The organism is Peribacillus sp. FSL K6-1552, assembly GCF_038005205.1.
Classification (GTDB): Bacteria; Bacillota; Bacilli; order Bacillales; family DSM-1321; genus Peribacillus; species Peribacillus butanolivorans.
This window is the reverse complement of sequence record NZ_JBBOST010000001.1, coordinates 1,489,409-1,510,801: the sequence shown is the minus strand read 5'-3', so window position 1 is coordinate 1,510,801 and position 21,393 is coordinate 1,489,409. Positions and strand designations below refer to the sequence as shown.

The following is a 21,393-nucleotide window of genomic DNA, read 5'->3' as shown; positions in this document are numbered from 1 at the left end:
GGTCCGATTTATATATAATAAACCATGTGTACAGAAGTATTGCTTCTGTGCACTTTTATTGAATTTATTTGAAATCATAGCTCTCTAAAATCCGATTGGTAATGAGCTGATACCCTTTTTCATTTGGATGAATTTTATCACTGAAATACTCTTTTTTCTTTTTATTTTCAAATAAATCATTTGTAGGGATAAATATCATTCTTTTATCCTCGTTTACTACCTCGTTTACTGATTGGTTATAATCATGAACGTGCTTTTCAAGTCGTTGATCATCTTTTTTTGGATTATACAGCCCAACTACAAGTATATCCGCTTTTTTGTTTTTCTTTAATAGTGTAGAAAGAATCTTATTTAGATGGTCGATATACTCTCGTTTACCATCATTTATTTTTTGATCACTTATTTTTTTCAAGTTACCTCCATTACTGTTAATCAAGTCGTTTGTTCCAATATAAACAATAAACGTGTCGGCTTTGTCTAATTTCGTGTTAATTTGATTATCTTCAAGCTGATCAATGACACCATCTGTTTCCTGGCCTTTAATACCGTAATTCCAAAAACGGACTTTTTTTTCAGAATCAGGGTTATTCAATTCATCCTCCAGACCTTCTACATAACCTTCCCCATCCTTATCACCTTTTCCATAGGTTAACGAATCTCCAAAAGCCATCACATCTTGCTCATCTTCCGACTCTGAAGCCTGAAACTTATATGCAGCAAAACAAATAACTAGTACAATTACAAATAAACCTACTATTTTTTTCATTTGTTTCTCCTTATGTAATGTATTTACTATGAAGTATTTTATCTTGTAATTACCCCAAAAATGAACATACTTAACATGCAAAAAAATGAATTGTCAGATAAACTGTAAAAAGTGTATGATACAATAAATGCATTCAATGGAACGGGTTTTCGTCAACCTCCTTTTATTCATAAATAGGGTGGGAATCCCCTGTTTCTGGAGATTGTATACATAATAAGGATAGGAGTTAAAATGATGGATCAGTATATAGAGTTTAGGGATGCAGAACTAACAGATTTACCAAGAGTAGTCGAAATATATAATTCGACTATTGCTTCAAGGATGGTTACTGCAGATACAGAACCTGTTTCAGTGCAATCGAGGCTTAAATGGTTTGAGGAACATCATTCAGAAAAACGACCGCTTTATATTATTACATTCGAAGGAAAAACTGCTGGATGGATGAGTTTTCAATCTTTCTATGGTAGGCCAGCCTATGATTCCACTGCCGAGATCAGCATATATATTGATGATTATTTCCGGGGAAAAGGAATTGGACAAATTTCGATTCAAAAGGCAATTGAAGTGAGTCCAAAATTAGGAGTTAAGACACTACTTGGTTTTATATTTGCTCACAATACACCGAGCATAAGACTGTTTTCTAAATTCGGTTTTGAAGAATGGGCGCATTTACCTCAAGTTGCCGAGCTAGATGGTATTGAACGAGATTTAGTAATCCTTGGTAAGCGTGTTAATATTTGAATTTCATTACTTAAAAGCTATTGCCTTCATTCAGCAGTAGCCTTTTTTAGTTTAAATGAAGGAATCTATTTTAAAGTCACTGACGAAATTTAAAAGTCACTATAAAATTTCTTAAGCAAAAAATATTCTGATTTTCTTTTATTTGTTATAGCATTTAACAGCGAATCCAATTCTTGACTTGCTTGAACAGTTAGAAGGCTTGTAAAACCATAATCAGCTGCCAATTTAATCATTTCCCGTCTCTTTTCTTCTATTCTTTCTACGGTTATCTGTGGGGGCATCTATAGTCACTTCCTATTTATTCAATTTTCTTACACCTTTTATGATAAGGAAATAAGTAGTTAAAATCAACCATATATGGAAATTAAAATGTGTTATTCCACAAAATAAATGTGACAAAAAGCCTATTCTACTCCCTGTTTGTGTCTTTTTTGTGACATTTTATATTCTAGACAAATATAAAAAAGCATTCACTCATGTACACTGCGAATGCTTTAATAATATTCATCAGATTAAATAATATTTTAAGATAGTAAAGTATTTTAAGAACTCTTACTATGTCATCCACTCTGAAGGAGACTCGATATTAGGTCTATTTATAACAATCTTATATTCATCTTCAAGCACTTTTAAAGGAACATCATAAAGATGTCTTTCATCAGAGGTTTTATAAACTCCATTCGCTAATAACTCTTCAATCAGCAATGCCTTCCTCTGTTCAATTCTCTTAAATAATTCTGCCATGTAAATGGCTCCTTTCCTTGTCTTCATCAGCCCGCTTTCATATGAGCTAAATTGTAGTAACAGGTTTCATTTTCACCAAATTATATCTTTTCTATTATGTTACTAAACGTTATTTCACAAAAATAAAAGCCTCTTCTAATTCAAGAAGAGGCTTACAGTTGTCCGTTCGGCTCTTCTTATCTTCCAAGCGTATGCTTGTTGGATGTAGCACAGTTCCCAAAATGGGTCTGCTGCCGAGGTTTCTTTGGGCCAAGTCCCTCCACCTCTCTGGATAAGAATTCAATATATAAATGATGTAGACATGATTTTATCCCAATATTCTTCAAAAGTCAATCACATGGTTCTCCCTTTTTTTGATAGGTATTCTCTATAGACCCCATTCAAATTGGGTTGCAATTTCCTGGCTTTCTGATATGATGTCAGTAATTACATACATTCACACCACTAGGGGAGTCTTTTTAAGACTGAGATGGAATTTGTTCCGGACCCTTTGAACCTGAACCGGATCATACCGGCGGAGGGAAGTGGATGATATCGTCTTAAACACAGGACTTTATCCATCTGCCCCGCTCCGTTTTTCAGGAGCGGTTTTTTTTTTAGATGGAAAAAGTGAATAATTAGACTGCTAGGGGAGCACTTTTGCTGAGAATCAAACCCTTTGCACCTGATCTGGTCATACCAGCGGAGGGAAGCAGGCTGTAAGAAGGAATTTGCTTCTTCCTCGGTAACAGCCGCTTTCTTTCAGAGAGCGGTTTTTTTGTTGATCAGATAGTGTATGCACACTTTACAATTTTAGTAAATTTTAAATTTCAAGGAGGATGTACCATGGAGAATACAAAATTAGAAACCTTCAGTGATAGACTTCATGAACGGGCAAAAGGAATCTGGAAAAGGAACCATACACATCCCTTTGTTCAGGCGATTGGAGATGGGACGCTTTCAGAAAAGAAATTTGCCTATTACCTAAAGCAGGACTATATCTATCTTATGGATTATTCCAAACTCTTTGCGTTAGGAGTCATCAAAGCTCATAATCTCGAAACCATGGCTAAGTTTGCAAGTATTTTGAATGAAACCCTTCAAGTAGAAATGGATATCCATCGACATTATGCTTTGGAATTCGGAATCAGCTCAATCGAATTGGAAAATACAGAACCTACTCCAACCACTCTAGCTTATACGGGTTACATGCTAAATGCAGCCCAAAATGGGACTTTGGCCGACCTGATCGCCTGCCTCCTTCCATGCGCTTGGGATTATTATGAGATCGGTTTGCTATTAAAAGAACAAAATGGTGAAGCATTAGAAAACAATCGCTATGCTGATTGGATTAAATCATATTCGTCTCCTGAATTCGGTGAAGCACACAAATGGCTGATTGCTTTGTTGGAAGAGTTAACAGAAGGCATGCCTGAAAAGGAACTTCTTAGATTAGAGAAGCATTTTTTGGTGACTTCCCGTTATGAATATTTATTCTGGGATATGGTTCAAAATGAGCAGGATTGGCCACTGTAGGATGTTGGCATGATGATGAATCCAATCAAGAAAATGACGTTGACTGCCATGATCACGGCCATTACTACCATAACTAGTTCATTCATTTTCATCCCGGCCGGATTTGCAAAAATCTTTCCGATTCAGCATCTGGCAAATGTCATGACAGCCGTTTTATTGGGACCTGCTTATGCGGTAACACAAGCTTTTTTAGTTTCTATCATTAGAAACATGTCTGGTACAGGTTCAATTTTCGCCTTTCCGGGCAGCATGATCGGTGCACTATTGGCTGCCGTCCTTTATCGAAAAACACAAAGCTTGAAATTCGCTTGTTTAGGGGAAGTGATAGGGACCGGCATTCTTGGATCCCTAGCTTGTTATCCACTTGCTGTCCTCCTATTGGGAGAAAAAGCAGCTATTTTTGGTTTTTTACCAGCTTTTATGCTTAGTTCATTCGCAGGTGCCATTTTAGCTTTCATATTACTGAAAATACTTTTAAAAAATAATTATATGAAGGGGTTTTTTTATGAAAACAGCGTTAACCATCGCAGGCTCTGACTCAGGGGGCGGTGCTGGAATACAAGCCGATTTAAAAACATTTTCTGCACATGGGGTTTTTGGAATGTCTGTCATTACAGCTGTAACGGCACAAAATACAATGGAGGTACGTTCAGTACAAGCTATAGATACAGGTATCATCACGGATCAAATTGCAGCTATTTTTGAAGATATACACGTCGATGCAGTAAAAATAGGTATGCTTGGATCAAAAGAAATAGTTGAAACAGTCGCCGCGTCTCTAAATACCTTCTTACCCGCAATCGTTATCCTTGATCCTGTCATGATTTCCAAAAGCGGCCATCATTTGCTCGATGAAGAAGCTGTCTCTGCTTTAAAAACAGAATTGCTGCCGCTTGCAACACTTGTAACTCCGAATGTACCCGAAGCCGAAGTCCTTACTGGCTTGTCGATTCGAACGAAGCAAGATTTTTACGAGGCTTGTATATCAATTAAAGAGCTTGGCGCAAAAGCGGTTTTACTTAAAGGAGGCCATTCAGCAGGGAATCCAAATGATCTTTTTTATGACGGAACTGACTTTTTCTGGATTAAAGGAGAACGCATTCATACAAAAAACACCCATGGGACAGGCTGTACTCTGTCATCCGCCATTACATCCAATCTGGCAAACGGACTTCCTTTAAGACAGTCCATTGAACAAGCCAAGACATATATTTCTGAAGCCATACGAAATAGCTTTTCACTCGGTAAGGGGCACGGACCCGTCCATCATTTTTATTCATTTTCAAAAGAAGAAAGGAGTGATTTAATATGAATGTTTCCGTTTCAGACTTATTCTTTCAGGTAAGAGAAAGTAAACCGCTCGTTCACCAAATCACTAACTTTGTTACGGTCAATGACTGTGCCAATGCCACTCTTGCCATCGGTGGTTCACCTGTTATGACATCTAGCCCAAGAGAAGTCGAGGATATGGTCAAATTGGCTGATGCTCTGGTCCTGAACTTCGGTACGATTGATGATAAAGCCTTGGAAGCAATGGAGATTGCCGGTAAGACGGCAAATTCCCTGAATATCCCAGTTATTTTGGACCCAGTGGGAGTTGGTGCCACTTCCTATCGTACAGAACAAGTGGCAGAGCTCCTGAAGAAAGTTACCTTCCAAATCATCCGCGGAAATGCGAGTGAAATCCATCGGTTAATGGGTGGGGATATCGTTACACGTGGAGTGGATTCAGGTGAACTTGCGATTAGCAATGCAGAACTGGCAGCACGTGCGGCTAATAAATTGAATAGTGTCGTCGTAGTGAGTGGCGCCAAAGATGCTGTTAGCGATGGTAAAAATACGTCCATTATCGATAATGGGAATCCTCTATTAACGAGTGTTACAGGTACTGGCTGCATGGCTACTGCTCTTATCGGAACTTTTTCCGGAGTCACAGACAATTTCTATGCTGCGGCAGTTGCCGGGATCTCAACGATGAGCATTTCCGGGGAACTTGCTGCTGCAAAACTTCAGAAAGATGAAGGAACTGGAACGTTTCGTGTGCGATTAATCGATGCGATATCAAGAATAGATAAGGAAATTTGGATAAATGAGGTGAAATTATATGAAGAAGTCTCAAATTGATTTAAGCCTATATTTAGTGACAGAAGAGTCCATAGCAATAGAAGATTTGACCAAAATCATAGCAGAGGCGGTTTCTGGAGGAGTCTCGATCGTACAACTTAGAGAGAAAAACAATTCCTCCCTCTCCTTTTATAAAAAAGCTTCTGCATTAAAACAGTTACTACACGAACTTTCTATTCCGCTGATCATTAATGACCGGGTTGATATAGCACTTGCTGTTGGAGCAGACGGAGTTCATATCGGACAGGATGACCTTCCACTTCCAGTCATCAAACAACTAGTGCCTGACAATATGATTATCGGTGTATCAGTCTCAACTCTAGAAGAAGCTATCGAAGCCGAACAAAATGGAGCGGACTATATCGGTATTGGTTCTATTTTCCCTACGAAAACAAAGCAAGACGCAACCTTAATGGCAAACGGAGAACTTGAGAAAATTTGCCGCAGTATATCGATTCCTGCAGTAGCTATCGGAGGTATTACCGCCGAAAACATCTCATCTCTTTCAGAAAGTGGAGTATCTGGTACAGCGGTAGTTTCCGCAATCATGAATGCAAATAGTCCACAGAGTGCCGCTGAATTCCTTTTAAGCATAATAAAAGACTTTAAGTAATAAAAAAGAGGGGGACTAAATTTAGTCCCTCTCTTTTATGTTATGTCAAAACAGTATTCTTTGTCTCTTTTCCAAAAGCTACGACAACTGCCCCCACTAAAATAGCAATTGTAAATATAGTGAAAATTGTTGAAATTGGTGTACCTGCAGCAACTAAATAACCGACAAGCAATGGTCCCAAAACACCGCCAATTCGACCAATTCCAGCAGCTAAACCAGTACCTGTACCTCGAACTGCCGTTGGATACTGTTCTGGAGTATACGCATAGAGCGCACCCCATGCACCTAAATTGAAGAATGATAGGAACATCCCGGATACGATTAAGAGTGCTAACTCTTCTGCTGAACCAAAGAAAAATGCACTGACAGCCGTTCCAATTAAGTATGTGATCAAAACGAATTTACGTCCTATCTTCTCAATCAACCATGCAGCTGAAAAGTATCCTGGAAGCTGAGCTAGCGTCATAATCAAGACATATTCAAAGCTTTGAATCATACTGAAGCCTTTTAAGACCATGACACTTGGCAGCCATAAAAACATTCCATAATAAGAGAAGACCACGCAAAACCATAGAATCCACAACACGAGGGTCTGACGTGAATATTCCTTTTTCCAAACGCTTTTCATATTATTGAGTACGGATGGCCTCTGCTTCTTTTCCAGTTCCGTATACTTAGGTGAATCTGGTAGTTTCAAACGCAGATAAAGCGCGTATAAAGCTGGAACAGCACTTAATAATAATGCAACGCGCCAGCCATAAACCGGAATGATGAAAAAAGAAATAAGTGCTGCCAATATCCATCCAACAGCCCAAAAACTTTCAAGAAGCACGACAACTTGTCCCCTTTTACTCGCTTCAACACTTTCAGAGACAAGTGTCGAGGCAACCGGAAGTTCTCCTCCGAGCCCCATTCCAATCAAAAATCGCAAAATCAAGAACAAACTAAGTGTACTGACTGCTGCAGACAAACCGCTAGCAATAGAAAATAATAATAATGTAATAATAAAGACGTTCTTTCGTCCAACCCTATCTGCCATTGCTCCAAAAAAAACAGCCCCCACAGCCATACCAATAGAGTTAATACTGCCAATCCACCCAACCTGTTCACTGGTTAAGTTCCATTCCTGTTTCAACGCAACAATAATGAAAGAAAGCATACCCACATCAAGTGCATCAAACATCCATCCGAGACCCGCTACACCAAGTAATTTACGTTGCGATATAATTCTCGCATTATTTCCCATATGAATCCTCCTGAAAAACTTTAGAACTTCTATTTATTTTATCCCTTCTTAATTTTAACTATTAAATATCATTTTCGCCATAGTATTTACAGATGTCATGACAAAAAACACATATTTCTTTGTGAAATTAAGAAGAAACACTTTTAACTAGTTGTTTATTGAGATAATTATTATGTCGAATAATAATGATTGAATATTCTATTTTTTTCATTTATGATAAAAATTGGCATAAATCAAAGCGTTATCAATAAGTCAGCATGTTTTGCCCAATTAAACCATTATATTCAGGAGGGTAATTATGACAAATCTAACGTTAGAGGTAAGTGGAAAGTTGCAAAAATTTTTAACAGGACCTAAAAAGCTTTTTATTAATGGTCAATTTGTAGAAAGTGTTTCAAAGAAAACCTTCTCCACTCCAAATCCTGCCACAGGACAAAAACTTGCCGATGTATTTGAAGCAGATAAAGAAGATATTGACTTAGCCGTTAAAGCAGCACGCAAAGCATTCGATGAAGGTCCTTGGTCAAAGATGAGCGCAGCTGCCCGCAGTAGGCTAATGTATAAACTAGCAGATTTAATGGAAGAAAATAAAACAGAGCTTGCGCAGTTAGAAACCTTGGATAATGGGAAACCCATCAGTGAAACAACCAATGCTGATATTCCATTAGCCATTGAACATATGAGATATTTTGCCGGCTGGTCGACTAAGATTGTTGGACAGACTATTCCGGTAAGCGGAAATTACTTTAACTACACAAAACACGAAGCTGTAGGTGTGGTAGGTCAAATCATCCCTTGGAACTTCCCACTCCTAATGGCGATGTGGAAACTCGGTGCAGCACTTGCTACAGGTTGTACAGTTATTCTAAAACCTGCTGAGCAAACTCCATTATCGGCCCTTTATTTGGCTGAACTAATCGCTGAGGCTGGTTTCCCGGATGGCGTCGTCAATATCGTTCCTGGTTTTGGTGAAACAGCTGGACAAGCTCTTGTCGATCATCCACAGGTCAATAAAATTGCATTTACCGGTTCTACTGAAGTTGGAAAACTAATCATGCGCTCTGCCTCCTATTCATTGAAACGTGTTACGTTGGAGCTTGGAGGAAAATCACCAAACATTATCCTTCCAGATGCAGATTTCTCGAAAGCTATTCCTGGTGCTTTGAATGGTGTTATGTTTAACCAAGGCCAGGTATGTTGTGCCGGATCTCGGGTTTATATTCAAAAGAAACACTATGATAATGTTGTTGCCGATATGGCTAGCCATGCTAAAAATATTAAACAAGGGGTAGGCTTAGATCCGAATACACAAATTGGACCGCTTGTTTCTCAGGAACAGCAAAACCGCGTTCTTGGCTATATTGAAAAAGGGAAAAATGAAGGTGCAGAAGTCCTTGTCGGTGGAAGTAAACCGGGTGAAGAAGGCTATTTTGTTTCTCCTACTATATTCGCTGGTGTAGAAGAGGAAATGACAATTGCCAAAGAAGAGATTTTCGGTCCGGTTATTGCAGCAATGCCTTATGAGGATTTAGACGATGTTATTAACCGTGCCAATGCCAGTGAATATGGATTAGCTGCCGGTTTATGGACAAGTGATTTAGCCAATGCCCATTATGTGGCAGGAAAACTTCGTGCAGGTACCGTTTGGGTGAACTGCTATAACGCATTTGATGCAGCTTCCCCATTCGGTGGTTACAAACAATCCGGAATCGGACGTGAAATGGGATCCTATGCACTTGATAACTATACTGAAGTAAAAAGCGTTTGGGTCAATCTAAGTAAGTAATTTTTTATGTGATTTTAAAGAGAGGGTCTCAAAGGGGACCCTCTTTCTTATAGTTCACACATTTTTATTTTTATTTGGATAATCACTTTAGAGTCTTTACCTATTTACAATAATAGTTATAAAAAGGAGGCATTTTTTCCTATGTATGAAATTGCTATTAATTTTTCAGTATATCATGGTCCACATAACGTTCTCCTATGATTTCACTGAGGAGATTAATGGCCAACTTTAGCTCCATCACCAGCTGTAATTAATATTCTTATGAAGCTGAGTCCAACCCACTGGGGTTTGAATTCAGCTTCTTCCTAATTAAGATATACTCCTCCTTTATTGAGTTACAATATATTCCGCACTGTTTTTTCTATACAATGGAGTAAAAAGTTTCTTTTTTAATAAACAATCAGTACAATTATAAATGTAGAAAATGGAAAAGGAGTTTATAAATGATGAGTGAATTTCAAACAAATTTAGAAAAATATGCAGAACTTGCTGTTAAAGTTGGCGTCAATATTCAACAAGGACAAACTCTTGTGGTGAACACTACTTTAGAGGGCGCTGATCTTGTCCGCATTATTGTAAAAAAAGCTTATGAAAGCGGCGCGCGTAATGTCATTGTTAATTGGAATGACGATATCGTCGGACGCACCAAATACGAGTTGGCACCGGATGAGGTGTTCAACGAGTATCCAGAGTGGCGTGCAAAAGAGACGATTGAACTTGCAGAAAACGGTGCTGCTTATCTATCCGTCATCTCCTCGAGCCCAGACTTATTAAAAAGTGTAAAACCTGAAAGGATTGCAAACTTCCAAAAGGCATCTGGTACTGCACTGAAAAAGTGGCGTCAATATATGCAATCCGATAAAGTAAGCTGGTCGATAGTCGCGGTGCCTTCAAAGGCTTGGGCTGATAAGGTGTTCCCTGAAGAAGCAGAAGAAAAACGCATTGATAAACTGTGGGAAGCCATTTTCAAAGCTGTTCGTGTTGATGTGAAGGACCCTGTAGAGGCATGGAAAAAGCACGACGATACGCTTCATGAAAAAGTTAATTATTTAAATGAAAAACATTACCAAAAATTGCATTACACGGCTCCTGGAACAGATTTAACAATTGAGTTACCTGACAATCATCTTTGGGTCGGAGCAGGAAGCATTAACGAAAAGGGGCATGAGTTCATGGCTAACATGCCAACTGAAGAAGTGTTCACGGTTCCATTAAAAACGGGTGTAAACGGTACGGTTTCGAGTACCAAACCGCTTAGTTACGGAGGAAACATCATTGATAACTTCTCTGTGACCTTTAAGGATGGCCGCATCATTGAAGTAAAAGCTGAAGAAGGCGAAGAAATTCTAAAGCAATTAGTTGAAACCGATGAAGGCTCCCACTATCTAGGAGAGGTAGCACTTGTTCCTTTCAACTCTCCAATTTCTCAATCAAATGTGTTATTTTTCAATACTTTATTTGATGAAAATGCGTCTAACCATTTAGCGATTGGAAGCTCTTATGCTTTCTGTATTGAAGGCGGAAAAACCATGAGTTCAGAAGAGCTTGCAGAAAATGGACTTAACGAAAGCCTTGCCCATGTAGATTTCATGATTGGTTCTGATAAAATGAACATTGAAGGAATCAAACAGGACGGCACAAGCGAACCTGTCTTCCGTAATGGGGATTGGGCGTTTTAAGAAGAGCATTGATATAGAAGGGTTTTGAACGTCAAAAACCTTGAGTGGTCACATTTCTTTACGAAACAAATTATCAAGTTCATCAGCCACGTGTTTCTGCATACTAGGAAGCACGTGGCTATACTTGTCTAACGTAATTTGAATAGTCACTAAGATAATGTTCCGCGTCCTTCTTAGAATTCCTGTATTAGTAAAATGGATAAACCCCACCAATCTTAATGACTGGTGGGGTTTATGTATATATAAAAAGACAAAGTATTTTTAATCCAAAAATACTTTGTCCCCAAATTAATATCCTAGCGAATACGGATGAACACGGCAACTCCGGTTAGCCCAGAGTCAAGGTTCAATACTTGTACAAATCCATTTCCAAGTAAACAAAGTACAGCAGCAATGTAAGAATCACCAGGATTTAAAGTGTTAGCGCAAGGAGCAGCACTTCCAATCACTGTAGCTTGTACAATTGTTTGCTGAGCTAAAGGTATTAACGTAGCTCTTTCCCAAAGAATCGTAACTACATCCACAGAACGAGGACAAGAAATAAACATATAATTCACCTCTTTTCGTTGTTAATATATTTAATGCAATTTCAGACAGCTTGGTTCATTCTTTTGTCATGCTATAAAAAAAAAGGCAGATTTATTATCTAATTATTCAAGAAAAATTCCAGCAACTTATTCAAAAGGAAACGAGCGAAAAATTGGAAATCCAAGATCGCCTTGAAACTGCCAAGTTGTTGAAACGAAAGCTCAAATTATCACGCATACCGCTGAAACTGAATTACGAATGAAGTTTGGGAGTACGACCTTTGTCACAATTTGCCGATTTCGGGGATAGCATTCATTTAAGAAGAACGGGAAGTTTAAGTATTGAGGTTTTTTGTAAGTGAACGATAGAATGGTTGACCATAAAGATTATCTCTCCTTTTCTGGTCACATTTGGTTACAATTATCTTTTTTCAAATCTATAAGCTCCGTTCTAACAGTAATCCCACGCTTTTAAGCATGTTTATTAGCTTTAACCAGAATTTCATTTTTTTGTCAATACACATGAATCACATAATATCCCATGGAATATCTTAGACACATTTTTTATTGTGAAATATGTTATACTATTAGTAAAGAGGGTGCATATATTGAAAAGCAATAAGTATAATAGCGGTGAAACAGTAACTATTCAAGATACTGATGAATTAGTAACAATTAATAAATGGGCATATGTAAAAAACATGAAAAGATATTCTTATACTGTCAAAGAACATCCAACTACTTTTTTCTTTGAAGAAGAATTAAAAAAGGCGTAAGATTTTGATTTTACAATACGCACACAAAGAAAAACCCTACCATATTAGTGGGGTTTTTCTTTGTCTTTTTCCCACAATAAAGAACAGACTCCCATCGAGGAGTCTGTTCATATAGGTTACAATTTAATTTTAAAATTAAGCTTTTTGAACGTTAGCTGCTTGAGCTCCACGAGCACCTTGCTCAACGTCGAAAGTTACTTTTTGACCTTCGTCTAAAGATTTGAAGCCTTCGCTTTGGATAGCTGAGAAATGTACGAATACGTCGTCTCCATTTTCACGCTCGATAAATCCAAAACCTTTTTCTGCATTAAACCATTTAACTGTACCTTGTTCCATTTTTGTTGCCTCCTAGTGCTTAACACACAATGTATTACTATTTTTGATCGTTTGGTTAAGACAATAACTAGTATGCTCTCCCACAATCAAAAACAATTCTTTATTAGAGTAACATGAAATGATAAAGATAGCAAATTATCTGGTGATATTTTAAATTCGCAAGAGTTATTTCAATTTCATTCTATTTCTGCTTGTGACATATTTCCCTATACTTTCCTTTCACATTCTAGGAGCTCATTCATATTTCATTATGAAATTTTCAAGTAAAGCCCTATTATCGCATTTTTTCATTCCCTTCCAATTATATGGTTCAGATAAGGATGAACGGGCCATATCAGTGTATAGGAAACAGTACTATTTACATTCAATAAGAGCAAATAACTAGGAGGTCCATCAATGAAATATGCGGTTTTGACAGTAGGTACTCGTAACATATAGTGGTTATAAAGGACTTGGATTTTATTTGAAGGAAATCGATGACCAAATTGGTTTTGTTGATAATATAAATATAGAAGAAGTTGATGCTGATGAAAGAGTCAAGATTTCATATACTAGGCATTCCCTGTACAAGACACTTGAGCAAAACTATCAAGAGAAAGAATTTTGGGAAGTGCCTGATGTTGAATAACCTACAATTAAGAAGCCCCCCACCGTACAGGGGAGGGATTTCGATTTGAATTTATAATAGTTAAATTCCAAAAAGCTCTGTCAAATAGTATTTGGTAATAGCCAGATATTCACGAATATAAGATTTGACCAGGACAACTTTTGGTGTCTTTGCTGGTATCCCGGTCATGTCCAAGCCTACGCTTTTGGCCATTTCCACCGCACGATAGATGTGGAAATCATTAGTAACAATCAATCCTGTAGCTGTTGGATTCGGAATAAGATCTTTTGAGTAAGCAATATTTTCAATGGTTGTTGTTGATTTGTCTTCCATAATGATCCTTGCCTCTTCAATTCCCTGATTGATTAACTCTTGCTGCATTGCCTGAGCTTCTGAAATATCTTCGCCAGGACCTTTGCCGCCCGATACAATGGCTATCGTATTTTTATTTGCTTTTAAATAATCAGCAGCCTTATCAATCCGGTATTGTAAAGATAATGATGGAACTGTTCCTTTAACCCTGGCCCCAAGTACAATAAGGTAACTGGCATCTTCAGGAATTGGCTGATGACTGCTCTCTTGAATTTTCATATGTAAAACCCCAAAATACACTAGTAAAGCAACAACACCAATTACAACAAATTTTACCGCCTTTTTCAAAACTACTTCCCCGTTTCATTTTCTATCCATTATATAACATGTTTTACCATAACTCACCACATAACTCTAACCAAATGCTATAGACGCACAATAGCGGGAAATCAACGTGACTTCCCGCGTTATTGCACTTAGAATGCCTTAAGGACTAAGCTTACTCAGTCCGATTCTTTCGCAAAGACCACAAACATTCTAATACTAATAAAGGTTATTCTATTCAGCCATTATGTCATCATAAATCAATTTACCAATTTTACTGATGACTTGACGGCTTTCATCCTCTGATTTCATATCTTCGGTAAGGACGACAGCATAAACGGTTTGAAATTCTGAACGAATGATCGCACAATCATGGGCAACGCCCCGAATTGCCCCCGTTTTACTTGCGACCTTTACCCCTTTCCCCATTAGTGATGGGAGTTTATCTCTTAATTGCTGATTGTCAAAAGCTCGTAAGATTTTTTCCTGGCTTTCTTTCGTTAAAAAGTCGCCTGTATGTATGGCTTTTAGGCAGGTAATCGTATCTTCAGCCGAGATTGTATTATCCCGCCCTTCCTTTAATGCTTTGAAATCCTGCATTCTGCGCCCGAGGATAGTATTTTTCAGACCAAGTTCTTTGATGCATTGATTAATTTCATCATGACCTAGCAAAGTCATCATCATATTCGTGGATGTATTATCAGATACAGTTATCATCAAAGTCAATAAATCCTCAACGGTTAAAAATACTTTATTCGATAAGACGTGCAGGACGCCCGATCCTCCAGTCACTTCATTAGGCGGAATGGTCACCGGCTGATTTAAGTAGATTTTCTTTTCTTCACTTTGACGATAACCTTCGATTATCATTGGTATTTTGATCAAACTCGCTGATTGGAAGGATTCATCATCGTGATAGCTGATAGTATCTCCATCGGCATTTTCAATTTTATAAGCAATTCTTCCATCAAATGTTTCAACTAATGCTAAGATTTCGTGCTCTATAGTTTGTAAAGTCATCGATTCTCTTTCCCCCTTAAGATTTCAACTAATTAACTATTAAAAACTCTCCTTACTTATTCTATCATGCAAAAAGCAGTACAATCTTCTACAAATTCTATATTGATTAAATTTTCATTATAGAACAAATAAAAGGTTTTCACTTCCAAAAAACAAAAGGAGCCTTCGTATTGAAAGCTCCGTTGTGGTCTGGAATTAATTCATCTGGCTTTTGCAGGTCGTCCCTTTGCTAAGGGGAATCGTTTCTTTTCAGTGGTATCCACCTGTGTGATTTCCCCATCATGAACAGTTATAATAACCGATCCATATTGTAGATCTTCCAAGCTGGAAATGATATGTCTGATTTTTAACTCCTCTTTTTTTTCCATATTATCCTCCTCTTAATAATGGTAATTAAGCACCATTCATACCTAATAATAAAAAGAGATTGTACGAAAAATTCACACGTACTCTTCCCACCTCTAAAACTTGCTTTAGGAAATTAGTTCACCTTCTGTTTTCTCTTCCTTTTATCTCTCTGGATAAGCAATAATCAGTTCATATTGAACTCCATATTCTCCTCCCTTCAAATATTAAGAAAATAAAAGGCACCCAACATCTAACAGGATAGATGGAAGGGTGCCTTTAGTTGACTAATCGGCAATTTTTATGAGTCCAATAGTTTACTTAAAAAATCAATCATACAAAACTTAACAATTCCCATTTGTACCGTTAAATTACATTATTCTTACCAACTAACTTGGTATTACCACTATAATCCAATAACCACTCTTTGTCAATTACCATTTAAATTTTCTGATTAATCTGCGTATTACATTTTACCTAATTAGCACTTTACCAAACTAAACGATTCGAGATATACTATTTTAGTATAAGTTGTCGGTATATAAATTCAAACTGTATTTAAGAAAGGTTCGATTATAAATGGAAAATAAAAAATGGGGTTTATTGATTTTGACCACATTCGTAATTGGAAATATGGTCGGCGGTGGAATCTTCATGCTCCCTGCTCAATTGGCACAGGTTTCAAGTCCATTAGGTGCTACTTTGGCATGGATGGTTACTGGACTAGGAGTATTTTTAATAGCACTCGTATTTGGTAACTTAGCTGTACGGAAACCGGAGCTGAAAGCCGGTCCCCAAAGTTATGCTCAGTCATTATTTAGGTCTCCTACAAAAGGAAGGCTATCAGGATACAGTATGGCCTGGGGTTATTGGGCTGCAAACTGGGCTGCAACAGCCTCTGTCATCATTTCATTTGCTGGTTACTTATCGACGTTTTTCCCTGTCATGCATAGTACGAAAGTGATTTATACAACAGGTTCTTTCAATCTCGAACTCGGTAAAGCACTAACATTTGCAGTATGTACCATTGCTCTTTGGGGGATTCAGGCAATTTTAGTAAGAAGTTTTAACAGTGCAGGAAAACTAAACCTTTTTGCAACAGTTACAAAAGTGCTTGGATTCTTGTTTTTCATTATTGTTACGATTTTCATCTTTGATTCTTCTAATCTTGGAAACGGTGCAGAATTTTACGATACAGCTGGGACATCCATCTCCTTAGGTGCTCAAGTTAATGCTGCAGCGATATCAACATTATGGGCCTTCATCGGTATTGAAGCAGCTGTGATGCTCTCAAATCGCGCTAAGTCACAAAATGATGTAAAAAAAGCAACGATTCTTGGTTTGCTTATCGCTGTTGTCATTTATATTGGTATTACCTTATTGACAATGGGCGCTATTTCACAAGACGATTTAAAAGTTTCACAAAAGCCACTTGTTGATGCTTTACAAGCTGTGGTTGGTTCAAACGGTACGTATCTTATGGCCGCTCTTGCTGTCATTTCCTTGTTAGGCTCAACAATCGGCTGGATTGTCGTTGCATCTGAAGTTCCTTACCAGGCAGCGAAATTAGATTTATTCCCGACTTATTTTGCGAAAGCGAATAAAAACGGAACACCGGTTCGTTCCATGACAATTACAAATATCATGACACAAATATTCTTATTCTCCACTATCTCTGGAACGATTTTAGAAGCTTATAAATTCTCTATGATTGTCGCTACACTTGCATACCTGATTCCTTATCTCGTATCAACCTTATATCAATTGAAATTAGTCGTAACTGGGGAAACATACGATTTCATGAAAGGTTCAAGAAGTCGCGATGGTATTATCACTATCCTGGCATTAGTTTACTCCGTCTGGGTCATTAAAACAGGTACTGCTGACATGGATACGTTCAAACTAGGCATTGCCTTATATGTACTTGGAATCGTGCTATACCCACTCTGGATGAGAAAGAAAGCATAAACCTAAAACGCCTTGGCATTCAAATATGCCAAGGCGTTTCTTTATATCTGCTTCAAACTTAGTTTCGTCCTCAGCCGAACCCTTTCTCCTGGTCCTAATTCCCTCAATCCTGTTAATTCTGCTGACAAATCTAGATTAGGAGCATTCGTTACCCATGTATATGGTTCAGGACATACGAACCCCTTCTGATTGAATAATACCCAAAACTTAAAATGGTCATCACCATGATAGCAGACTTGTAGACCTGCTTCTTGATCGGTGAGTACGCACTCGTTTTCCAGATCCTCATCATAGCCAAATATATCATCAAACTGTCGCCCCTCAATGCTGAACCCATTTTGAATTTCCATCGTATTTGGCGTTGCTTGAATTTTTCCAGTTGGTAATGACCTGTCATTCAACTCCCATTGTTTATTTACAGGCAGTGAAATCCTGCAATCCATCAACTTACTGCTTGGTACAAATGGAAAATTGAATATCGTATGATAACCCACTCCCCACGGAAAGGGCTCCTGGCCATTGTTGATGATTTCTAGTTGTACATCCAATGCATTATCGTTTAAAGAAAAAGTCATATTTATTGTAAAATCATGTGGAAAATATCTTTTTAGAAAAGGAAAATCACTACTTAAAAACTCGGTTGTTATTACGATTTTTTCTCCGTTTACTTCTCTTTTAATAACTTGCCATGGCTTATCATACAATAAACCATGAATATGATTTGATTTTTCTATTTCATTAATCGGAAATTTATACGTGATCTGCTTATATGTAAATTGGCCACCCTCAATCCGATTAGGAGGAAACAAGATTGGCATGCCATATAATATTGGAACTTCTCTATAGTCTTCTAACGTTTTCGGTGTTCGCAGCAACTCAATATCATTCTGTTTGAACTTAAACGAGAGAAGATTACTTCCTAAGACTGGTACAAGTATTGCTTCTAATGTTTCATTGCCAAACTTTATTGCCTTTTCATTTAAAAAAATGATATCTTCTATATAACCTGTCACTTACTCTCCTCCTTTACCATGAGTATATATTCATCCTACTTGCCTCAACCACTTTTTGCAACAAATGGAAATTAAACACAGTGAAAATAACATAACAAAAAAACTATCAATATAGTATTTAAACAACAAAAAGGATGCTCCCTTTAGGAACATCCTTTTTGTTTATCTATTACTTTCACTTACTAAGGCAACTATACCCTCTTCATCATCCAAAACAAGTTCAATACCTGAATATGGATCTATGTTCAAATATTCATCCAACCATAGGCGAAGAGCCTCAATCAAATTGATGGTAATTAACACTTGTTTCCGGCCGTCAACATACGTTTCAGCGGAAAAACCGTAATCATCATCAAACATCAACTCTACTTCTACCTCATTAGGTTGTACCTGCTTTTTACGAGCAATGTAAACACAAACTGCATTAATGACATCTTGTTCAGAAATTCTTAGCCTCTCCATGGGTTTGGATCCTCTTTTTTCTTCTTATCTTTGAAATATGTGAAAATTTTACGGATTACAACCACTAATGCAACAACCGCTAACACGTTAATTAACAGCCCAAGTATAGAACCTAGCGCTCCCATATTGGCGAATAGACTACCAAATAGAAGACCTGCTAGTCCTCCTAGCATTATCCCTTTCATTAAGCCGCCTTTAGAAAACGAGCTTCCGCTTTTTGTATCTGTTTTTGCTTTGTTCGTTGTCGCATCAGATTTTTTCGTTTCTTTATTTTGGAAGTTCGATTTATTACTATTAGTGTTGCTGTTAAAACTTCTTTTTCCAGACTTATAGCCCCTTGCATCTACTGATTCCGAGTGATCTTTGAATACGTAGGTGCCAACTGGCGAGAATGCTAATGTAATCGTGAGTAGAGCTGCCATAAATTTTTTCATCATGATTTTTTTCCTCCGTTTTTAATAGTATGGAATGTTGTTTCATTAAATATCTTCTCAGATTTACTGAAAGTCCACATCACCTATCTTTATTTTATCTTATAGTATTTACGTTGATAATCAAAATAAGTTTCACTTTTTTCTATATTTCTTCAAAAAAAAAAATTCCCAAAAAAAATAAGCAGGGTGTGCTCTCCCCTGCTTATTGATGAACTATTAATTTACACGAACTACACGGCCATTGAATTTTTCTGCCCAATATCCGCTTCCCATATTAGCTATAGCAACACCTGTTGAACTTTGAGAACCGATAAACTTGTTGCCACCAACATAAATACCAACATGTCCATCCGTTTTATAGGTATTGAAAAATACTAAATCTCCGGGTTGCATTTGGCTTTTAGATACTTGACGTCCTGCACTTGTCAATGCTCCCGTACTGGCTGGAAGATTCACACCAGCTTGTTTATATGCCCATGCAACAAATGCTGAACAATCGAATCGCCCGTTAGCAATGTCGGATGCTGTTCTTCCGCCACCAAATACATACGTTGAGTTACCGATATATTTATAGCCTGCTGTAATTGCAGAACCTGTATTTGCACTGCTTGGCTTGCTTGATGTTTCAGGTTTACTAGCTGTAGGTTTTTCAGTAGAACTGTTTTTAGATGAATTTGAAGATGATTCACCTTTAGACGAACTTGATGCCGACGCTTCGCCTTTTGACGAACTTGATGATTCTTTACTAGAAGAATTTGAAGAATTCACTTCTTCCGCAGCACGGTTAAGATCAGCTTTTTCAGATGATTTACGTTCTTCTTCTTTTTTGATATTTTCACGAATTGATGCTATTTGTGCTTCTAAACCTGCATCTTTATTCTCTAAAGACTGTTTAAGGGCTTCTGTTTCTGATTCTTTCTTTTCAATCTTTGCCTTCATATTAACAGTCTCTGCTTTTTGATCTTCAATTTGAGATTGCATGCCTTTAAGTTCTACTTCCATATCCTTTAGGCTTTGCAATTTTTTCTCTACAGTCGCTTGTTTTTTTTCTAAGTCAGCTTTATCCGCTTCCTGCTGACTAAGAATCTCTCGGTCAGCTTCCACAATAGTCGCAACCGCTCCAACACGATTAACAAATTCACCAAAGTTTTTAGAACCTAAAACAACTTCTAGGTAATCAACGTCTCCACCGCTCTCTTGGAATGAAAGGGCGCGCTCTTTCAAGACTTCCTCGCGTTTTGCGATTCTTTCTTCCAAAGCTTTAATTTCTTTCTTTAATGAAGCTATATCTTTTTCCGTGTCTGTAATTTCTTGTTTAGTATCTTTAATTTTTTTGTCATTTTCTTTCATTGCTGTTTCAATCTGAGCAATTTGGGAATTCATTTTCGATTGTTCTTTTTTCAATTCCTGAATAACTTGTTCTGCCTCTGAAATATCAGATTGTATTCCTGTGCGTTCTGATTGAATATCCGATATAGATTCAGCTTTTACTGACGGTATGGCAAAAGCGCTTCCTAATCCGAGCATAATAGTCGTGTTTAATATAATTAGTTTTTTCTTCAAACTCATTTCCCCTGCTTTCCTCCCTGTGCATTTCAATTGACCTACTTCTTTCCTCTATGAAAATAGTAGCCAAAATAAATTACTAGGAACTCTTCTCTATTTTTTTACTCATTATGTAATCTTCTAAGGTTGTAACAATATAATAATAAATTCTGAAACTCTACTAAGTATTTCACCTAATTCGTAGTATAACATCAGATTTTGTCAAATAAGTAATAATAATATTACAATTACATTTCATTTTTAACATCAAACGTAAAATTTCGACTTTTTCACGATATAAACCGACCATATATTTACAAGTTCCTTCCTATCACTTTCTATCTAGCGTTTAGCACCAAAGAACTATATTCTGATAGTAAGATAAAAAGCTGCTATTTCCAAAATAAGTTCAGTCTTGTTATGGAAAATATCCGCTTAACTTTAATAGAAAGCAATAAAGCAAGGAACCTTCAACATTTGACTTATATTAATTTATAGCTTTGTTATATC

At 37.3% G+C, this 21,393-nt stretch carries 24 protein-coding genes, 1 pseudogene and 3 riboswitches; of the genes and pseudogenes, 11 read left to right on the top strand and 14 right to left on the bottom strand.

What is annotated here, in order from left to right; translation table 11 throughout:
* Positions 1-64: 64 nt before the first annotated feature.
* Positions 65-766 (bottom strand): DUF459 domain-containing protein, encoded by a 702-nt coding sequence (locus NST21_RS07310; RefSeq protein ID WP_340888512.1) that lies wholly within the window; start codon positions 764-766, stop codon positions 65-67.
* A gap of 234 nt (positions 767-1,000) precedes the next feature.
* Here NST21_RS07310 and NST21_RS07305 point away from each other — a divergent pair, with 234 nt between their 5' ends.
* Complete coding sequence (locus tag NST21_RS07305) at positions 1,001-1,507, top strand: GNAT family N-acetyltransferase (RefSeq protein WP_176527623.1); 507 nt, start codon at positions 1,001-1,003, stop codon at positions 1,505-1,507.
* Between the two features lie 89 nt (positions 1,508-1,596).
* Here NST21_RS07305 and NST21_RS07300 read toward each other — a convergent pair whose 3' ends face one another.
* Both NST21_RS07300 and NST21_RS07295 read right to left on the bottom strand, forming a co-directional pair.
* Positions 1,597-1,788 (bottom strand): aspartyl-phosphate phosphatase Spo0E family protein, encoded by a 192-nt coding sequence (locus NST21_RS07300; protein WP_056530770.1) that lies wholly within the window; start codon positions 1,786-1,788, stop codon positions 1,597-1,599.
* Positions 1,789-2,062: 274 nt separating this feature from the next.
* Complete coding sequence (locus NST21_RS07295) at positions 2,063-2,251, bottom strand: Fur-regulated basic protein FbpA (RefSeq protein ID WP_053345075.1); 189 nt, start codon at positions 2,249-2,251, stop codon at positions 2,063-2,065.
* 173 nt (positions 2,252-2,424) lie between these two features.
* Positions 2,425-2,529, bottom strand: a riboswitch (SAM riboswitch).
* A gap of 158 nt (positions 2,530-2,687) precedes the next feature.
* Positions 2,688-2,791: riboswitch (TPP riboswitch) on the top strand.
* A 77-nt stretch (positions 2,792-2,868) separates the two neighbouring features.
* Positions 2,869-2,958, top strand: a riboswitch (TPP riboswitch).
* A gap of 118 nt (positions 2,959-3,076) precedes the next feature.
* On the opposite strand from NST21_RS07295, the gene tenA reads away from it, so the two are divergent.
* From tenA to thiE, 5 genes are read left to right on the top strand one after another with little or no spacing between them, the layout of a single operon-like run.
* Positions 3,077-3,766, top strand: a complete 690-nt coding sequence (tenA, locus tag NST21_RS07290; protein ID WP_201181714.1) for a thiaminase II — start codon at positions 3,077-3,079, stop codon at positions 3,764-3,766.
* A gap of 15 nt (positions 3,767-3,781) precedes the next feature.
* Positions 3,782-4,303 (top strand): energy coupling factor transporter S component ThiW, encoded by a 522-nt coding sequence (gene thiW, locus NST21_RS07285; protein ID WP_053347998.1) that lies wholly within the window; start codon positions 3,782-3,784, stop codon positions 4,301-4,303.
* Positions 4,272-5,078 (top strand): bifunctional hydroxymethylpyrimidine kinase/phosphomethylpyrimidine kinase, encoded by an 807-nt coding sequence (thiD, locus tag NST21_RS07280; protein WP_340888509.1) that lies wholly within the window; start codon positions 4,272-4,274, stop codon positions 5,076-5,078. The genes thiW and thiD overlap by 32 nt, the downstream gene beginning before the upstream one ends.
* The gene (thiM, locus tag NST21_RS07275) at positions 5,075-5,890 is read left to right on the top strand and encodes a hydroxyethylthiazole kinase (protein ID WP_252431571.1); all 816 of its coding nucleotides are present in this window, start codon (positions 5,075-5,077) and stop codon (positions 5,888-5,890) included. The genes thiD and thiM overlap by 4 nt, the downstream gene beginning before the upstream one ends.
* Positions 5,871-6,503, top strand: coding sequence for a thiamine phosphate synthase (gene thiE, locus NST21_RS07270; protein ID WP_057216612.1), 633 nt, complete (start codon positions 5,871-5,873; stop codon positions 6,501-6,503). Before thiM ends, thiE begins: the two co-directional genes overlap by 20 nt.
* Before the next feature lie 40 nt (positions 6,504-6,543).
* Here thiE and NST21_RS07265 read toward each other — a convergent pair whose 3' ends face one another.
* Complete coding sequence (locus NST21_RS07265; protein ID WP_340888505.1) at positions 6,544-7,749, bottom strand: MFS transporter; 1,206 nt, start codon at positions 7,747-7,749, stop codon at positions 6,544-6,546.
* Positions 7,750-8,047: 298 nt separating this feature from the next.
* On the opposite strand from NST21_RS07265, the gene NST21_RS07260 reads away from it, so the two are divergent.
* The gene (locus tag NST21_RS07260; protein ID WP_057216618.1) at positions 8,048-9,535 is read left to right on the top strand and encodes an aldehyde dehydrogenase family protein; all 1,488 of its coding nucleotides are present in this window, start codon (positions 8,048-8,050) and stop codon (positions 9,533-9,535) included.
* Positions 9,536-9,692: 157 nt separating this feature from the next.
* Here NST21_RS07260 and NST21_RS28735 read toward each other — a convergent pair.
* Positions 9,693-9,798: pseudogene (locus tag NST21_RS28735) on the bottom strand (pyridine nucleotide-disulfide oxidoreductase); the annotation flags it as partial.
* 183 nt (positions 9,799-9,981) lie between these two features.
* On the opposite strand from NST21_RS28735, the gene NST21_RS07255 reads away from it, so the two are divergent.
* Complete coding sequence (locus NST21_RS07255; RefSeq protein WP_340888504.1) at positions 9,982-11,214, top strand: aminopeptidase; 1,233 nt, start codon at positions 9,982-9,984, stop codon at positions 11,212-11,214.
* A gap of 296 nt (positions 11,215-11,510) precedes the next feature.
* Here the strand turns inward: NST21_RS07255 and NST21_RS07250 are convergent, their stop codons facing one another.
* A complete protein-coding gene (locus NST21_RS07250; protein ID WP_328114073.1) occupies positions 11,511-11,762 on the bottom strand; it encodes a hypothetical protein in 252 nt (83 codons plus the stop codon).
* A 587-nt stretch (positions 11,763-12,349) separates the two neighbouring features.
* On the opposite strand from NST21_RS07250, the gene NST21_RS07245 reads away from it, so the two are divergent.
* On the top strand, positions 12,350-12,517 hold the full coding sequence (locus NST21_RS07245) for a hypothetical protein (RefSeq protein ID WP_162878786.1): 168 nt from the start codon (positions 12,350-12,352) through the stop codon (positions 12,515-12,517).
* Between the two features lie 135 nt (positions 12,518-12,652).
* Here NST21_RS07245 and cspC read toward each other — a convergent pair whose 3' ends face one another.
* Positions 12,653-12,853: a cold shock protein CspC gene (gene cspC, locus NST21_RS07240; protein ID WP_010331195.1), complete on the bottom strand. Its 201-nt coding sequence runs from the start codon at positions 12,851-12,853 to the stop codon at positions 12,653-12,655.
* 463 nt (positions 12,854-13,316) lie between these two features.
* Here cspC and NST21_RS07235 point away from each other — a divergent pair, with 463 nt between their 5' ends.
* Positions 13,317-13,481, top strand: coding sequence for a hypothetical protein (locus tag NST21_RS07235; RefSeq protein ID WP_340888503.1), 165 nt, complete (start codon positions 13,317-13,319; stop codon positions 13,479-13,481).
* A 60-nt stretch (positions 13,482-13,541) separates the two neighbouring features.
* Here the strand turns inward: NST21_RS07235 and NST21_RS07230 are convergent, their stop codons facing one another.
* From NST21_RS07230 to NST21_RS07220, 3 genes are all read right to left on the bottom strand, one after another.
* A complete protein-coding gene (locus NST21_RS07230; protein WP_242485310.1) occupies positions 13,542-14,120 on the bottom strand; it encodes a YdcF family protein in 579 nt (192 codons plus the stop codon).
* Between the two features lie 210 nt (positions 14,121-14,330).
* A complete protein-coding gene (locus NST21_RS07225) occupies positions 14,331-15,116 on the bottom strand; it encodes a serine hydrolase (protein ID WP_056530792.1) in 786 nt (261 codons plus the stop codon).
* 200 nt (positions 15,117-15,316) lie between these two features.
* The gene (locus tag NST21_RS07220) at positions 15,317-15,484 is read right to left on the bottom strand and encodes a YezD family protein (RefSeq protein ID WP_082612767.1); all 168 of its coding nucleotides are present in this window, start codon (positions 15,482-15,484) and stop codon (positions 15,317-15,319) included.
* 556 nt (positions 15,485-16,040) lie between these two features.
* On the opposite strand from NST21_RS07220, the gene NST21_RS07215 reads away from it, so the two are divergent.
* Positions 16,041-17,429: an amino acid permease gene (locus NST21_RS07215; RefSeq protein WP_340888501.1), complete on the top strand. Its 1,389-nt coding sequence runs from the start codon at positions 16,041-16,043 to the stop codon at positions 17,427-17,429.
* Between the two features lie 41 nt (positions 17,430-17,470).
* Here the strand turns inward: NST21_RS07215 and NST21_RS07210 are convergent, their stop codons facing one another.
* From NST21_RS07210 to NST21_RS07195, 4 genes are all read right to left on the bottom strand, one after another.
* A complete protein-coding gene (locus NST21_RS07210) occupies positions 17,471-18,442 on the bottom strand; it encodes an aldose 1-epimerase (protein ID WP_340888499.1) in 972 nt (323 codons plus the stop codon).
* Between the two features lie 162 nt (positions 18,443-18,604).
* The gene (locus NST21_RS07205; protein WP_340888496.1) at positions 18,605-18,904 is read right to left on the bottom strand and encodes a YxcD family protein; all 300 of its coding nucleotides are present in this window, start codon (positions 18,902-18,904) and stop codon (positions 18,605-18,607) included.
* Positions 18,892-19,338 (bottom strand): hypothetical protein, encoded by a 447-nt coding sequence (locus tag NST21_RS07200; RefSeq protein ID WP_201183396.1) that lies wholly within the window; start codon positions 19,336-19,338, stop codon positions 18,892-18,894. The genes NST21_RS07205 and NST21_RS07200 overlap by 13 nt, the downstream gene beginning before the upstream one ends.
* A 216-nt stretch (positions 19,339-19,554) precedes the next feature.
* Positions 19,555-20,907: a C40 family peptidase gene (locus tag NST21_RS07195; RefSeq protein WP_340888494.1), complete on the bottom strand. Its 1,353-nt coding sequence runs from the start codon at positions 20,905-20,907 to the stop codon at positions 19,555-19,557.
* Positions 20,908-21,393: the final 486 nt, after the last annotated feature.

Coding starts and splice junctions, on each gene's coding strand:
- NST21_RS07265 (WP_340888505.1), bottom strand. CDS start 7,749: ATGGGAAATAATGCGAGAATTATATCGCAACGTAAATTACTTGGTGTA.
- thiE (WP_057216612.1), top strand. CDS start 5,871: ATGAAGAAGTCTCAAATTGATTTAAGCCTATATTTAGTGACAGAAGAG.
- NST21_RS07220 (WP_082612767.1), bottom strand. CDS start 15,484: ATGGAAAAAAAAGAGGAGTTAAAAATCAGACATATCATTTCCAGCTTG.
- NST21_RS07250 (WP_328114073.1), bottom strand. CDS start 11,762: ATGTTTATTTCTTGTCCTCGTTCTGTGGATGTAGTTACGATTCTTTGG.
- NST21_RS07215 (WP_340888501.1), top strand. CDS start 16,041: ATGGAAAATAAAAAATGGGGTTTATTGATTTTGACCACATTCGTAATT.
- cspC (WP_010331195.1), bottom strand. CDS start 12,853: ATGGAACAAGGTACAGTTAAATGGTTTAATGCAGAAAAAGGTTTTGGA.
- NST21_RS07260 (WP_057216618.1), top strand. CDS start 8,048: ATGACAAATCTAACGTTAGAGGTAAGTGGAAAGTTGCAAAAATTTTTA.
- tenA (WP_201181714.1), top strand. CDS start 3,077: ATGGAGAATACAAAATTAGAAACCTTCAGTGATAGACTTCATGAACGG.
- thiM (WP_252431571.1), top strand. CDS start 5,075: ATGAATGTTTCCGTTTCAGACTTATTCTTTCAGGTAAGAGAAAGTAAA.
- NST21_RS07295 (WP_053345075.1), bottom strand. CDS start 2,251: ATGGCAGAATTATTTAAGAGAATTGAACAGAGGAAGGCATTGCTGATT.
- NST21_RS07300 (WP_056530770.1), bottom strand. CDS start 1,788: ATGCCCCCACAGATAACCGTAGAAAGAATAGAAGAAAAGAGACGGGAA.
- NST21_RS07305 (WP_176527623.1), top strand. CDS start 1,001: ATGGATCAGTATATAGAGTTTAGGGATGCAGAACTAACAGATTTACCA.
- NST21_RS07310 (WP_340888512.1), bottom strand. CDS start 766: ATGAAAAAAATAGTAGGTTTATTTGTAATTGTACTAGTTATTTGTTTT.
- NST21_RS07195 (WP_340888494.1), bottom strand. CDS start 20,907: ATGAGTTTGAAGAAAAAACTAATTATATTAAACACGACTATTATGCTC.
- NST21_RS07205 (WP_340888496.1), bottom strand. CDS start 18,904: ATGGAGAGGCTAAGAATTTCTGAACAAGATGTCATTAATGCAGTTTGT.
- thiW (WP_053347998.1), top strand. CDS start 3,782: ATGAATCCAATCAAGAAAATGACGTTGACTGCCATGATCACGGCCATT.
- NST21_RS07255 (WP_340888504.1), top strand. CDS start 9,982: ATGAGTGAATTTCAAACAAATTTAGAAAAATATGCAGAACTTGCTGTT.
- NST21_RS07225 (WP_056530792.1), bottom strand. CDS start 15,116: ATGACTTTACAAACTATAGAGCACGAAATCTTAGCATTAGTTGAAACA.
- NST21_RS07200 (WP_201183396.1), bottom strand. CDS start 19,338: ATGAAAAAATTTATGGCAGCTCTACTCACGATTACATTAGCATTCTCG.
- thiD (WP_340888509.1), top strand. CDS start 4,272: ATGAAAACAGCGTTAACCATCGCAGGCTCTGACTCAGGGGGCGGTGCT.